The organism is Rhizobium sp. P32RR-XVIII (assembly GCF_012641395.1).
Lineage (GTDB): Bacteria > Pseudomonadota > Alphaproteobacteria > Rhizobiales > Rhizobiaceae > Rhizobium.
Genome location: NZ_JABAIH010000060.1, coordinates 1 through 2,706, shown reverse-complemented (window position 1 = coordinate 2,706; position 2,706 = coordinate 1). Strand labels below are relative to the sequence as shown.

Below are 2,706 nucleotides of genomic sequence, written 5' to 3'. Positions count from 1 at the left end.
GAACCGCCGCATTCGACACCGAGTAGGTGTAGCTGCCATCGGCCGCCAGGACCAGAGAGCCGAGGTTGCCAGCCGCACTCGTCACCGTCGTCTGGAAGGACGACTGGTCGTGGTCGGCATCGCTGACGGAGATCGTACCGGTTGCCTTCAGCAAGCCGCTGCTCACGCCGACATCTTCGGTCATGCCCGAAACCGTCGGCGTGCCGATCACGGCCGCATCGTTCGCGCCGGTGATCGTGAAGCTGATGTCCTTCGTCGTGCCCTCGGCAGACTTGATGGTGAAGGTTTCCGTCTTCTGCTCATTGGCCTGCAGGAACTGAACCGCCGCATTCGACACCGAGTAGGTGTAGCTGCCATCGGCCGCCAGGACCAGAGAGCCGAGGTTGCCAGCCGCGCCCGTCACCGCCGTCTGGAACGAAGACTGGTCGTGGTCGGCATCACTGACCGAGATCGTACCGGTTGCCTTCAGCAAGCCGTTGCTCACTCCGACATCTTCGGTCACGCCCGAAACCGTCGGCGTGCCGATCACGGCCGCATCGTTCGCGCCATTGATCGTGAAGCTGATGTCCTTCGTCGTGCCGTCGGCAGACTTGATGGTGAAGGTTTCCGTCCTCTGCTCATCGGCCTGCAGGTACTGAACCGCCGCATTCGACACCGAGTAGGTGTAGCTGCCATCGGCCGCCAGGACCAGAGAGCCGAGGTTGCCAGCCGCACTCGTCACCGTCGTCTGGAAGGACGACTGGTCGTGGTCGGCATCACTGACCGAGATCGTGCCTGTCGCCGTCAGGAAACCTGAGCCATTGGCACCGACGTCCTCCGTCACCGCCGAAACCGTCGGCGTACCGATTGCTGCCGCGTCGTTCGCGCCGGTGATCGTGATCTGGTAGACAGCCGACCGACTGTCACCATCGCCATCGGTGACCTTGAAGGGTACAGTAAGCGTGGCGACTTCGCCTTCGCTGAGGCTGTCGAAACCATGGCCCGGATTGATCGTGAAGACGCCGGTCTGCGCGTTGTAGTTATAGGCCTCCGGCGGCAGGGTGATGATCGTGCCTTTCGGGGTGGCGATGGTGACATGCGCCGTATCGAAGGTCACCGTGCCGTTGTTGTCCGCTCCGAAGGAGAAGTCGGTGCTCTGGGCCAGATGGAACGAGATGACGCCGCTGTCTTCGCCGGTGGTGGCGTGGAACACCGGTATATCCGCGCCGTGGGTCAGATTGACATTGGCGAGATAAGTGCCGGTGTTGTCGTTGCCGTTGCCGACCTCCTTGAAGGTCAGCGTATTGGTGCCGCCGGCAGCGATGAGGTTCAGCGTCGTCTGCTGCATCACACCGGTCGGCTGGATCGTGCCTACGAGCTGGCCATTCCAGTAGACTTCCAGCTTGGACGAACCAGCATCCGGCGATCCGGCTTCGAAGGTCAGCTTGTAGCTGTCGCCAGGGGCTAGGCCGGTGATGTTCTGCGAGATCTGGATGTTGCCCGGCGATGCGCCGAGATCGACCATCGGCGAGCCGCCCGTGGCGTGCATGCCCATGTAGTTGTCATTGACACGCTCGAGCTGGACGCCCTGCTGGCCGGGAACGGTGCCTTCGATCTTCCAGCCCGTCGATTCCGTCGCCAGAGCCCCATCCCAGGGTGCCGCGGACCAAGTGCCGCCAGAGAAGTCGCCATTGGCAAGCAGGTTTGCCGGGTGGCTATCACCGTTGATAGACGGACCGTCGTCGTTGATATCGATCTGCAGGCTGTTGGTCGCCGTATCGCCGTCACCGTCGATGACCGTGAAGACGATCTTCATGCGGCCACCATCGGCGGCGCCCGTCTCATTGGCGTCGGGTTGGTCGATCGGGCCAAGCTGCGTGAATTTGTAGGCGCCGGTCGCCGCGTCCGTCACCTCGACCGTGAAGATCACCGTGCCGTCCGCAAGCTTGCCGACCAGCGTCAGTCCGTCCGGCTGCTCGATGTGAATGTCTTTGCCGCCGGACTGCAGGGCATGAGCGCTATATTGGGCCGCATCGGCATCCGCGATCAGCGGATGAGCGGCGCTGCCGAGGCCGTAAGCGATCGAAGTGACCTTGGCGCCGTCGGCGCCGCCGTCGAAGTTCATTGTGCCTGTCGCGGAGGTCTCGTGGAAAGAACCGTTCGCATTAGCGGTTTCCTGAACCGTGATGCGGCCTGAGAAGCTCGCCGTCGGCACATCGTCGCGAATATCGACCTGAACCGTGCCGGTGTTCCAGGCGGTCTTGTCGCCGTCGCCGTCGGTGGCGGCGAAGTCGAAGACCAGACGCAGATCGTCGCTGTTGGCCGGATGGTCGATCGAGCCGAACTGCTTGAACTCGTAGGCGCCCGTCGACTGGTTGGCCGACAGCGTGAAGACCACCGTGCCGCCGGCCGAGGCCGTCAGCGTGATCACGCCGTTGGCAACCGTCGTCGCATAGGTCAGCGCAACACCGTGCGAGCTGAGCGGCGGATAGCTGTTCGAATGATCCATGTCGATCGACGTGCGGAACGACAGGTCGGTGACCGTCGCGCCGTCGGCGCCGCCATTGAACACCAGCGTGCCGGTCGCAGTCTGCGGCGCAAACACGCCGTTGACGCCATCCTCGGTGATCGTGCTCGTGCCGGAATAGCTCGCCGTCGGCACATCGTCGCGAATATCGACCTGAACCGTGCCGGTGTTCCAGGCGGTCTTGTCGCCGTCGCCGTCGG

1 protein-coding gene is annotated in these 2,706 nt (G+C 63.3%); it reads right to left on the bottom strand.

What is annotated here, in order from left to right:
- Positions 1 to 2,706, bottom strand: a 2,706-nt coding sequence (locus tag HGP14_RS34990) for a VCBS domain-containing protein (RefSeq protein WP_205927475.1), incomplete at both ends; no start/stop codon positions are given.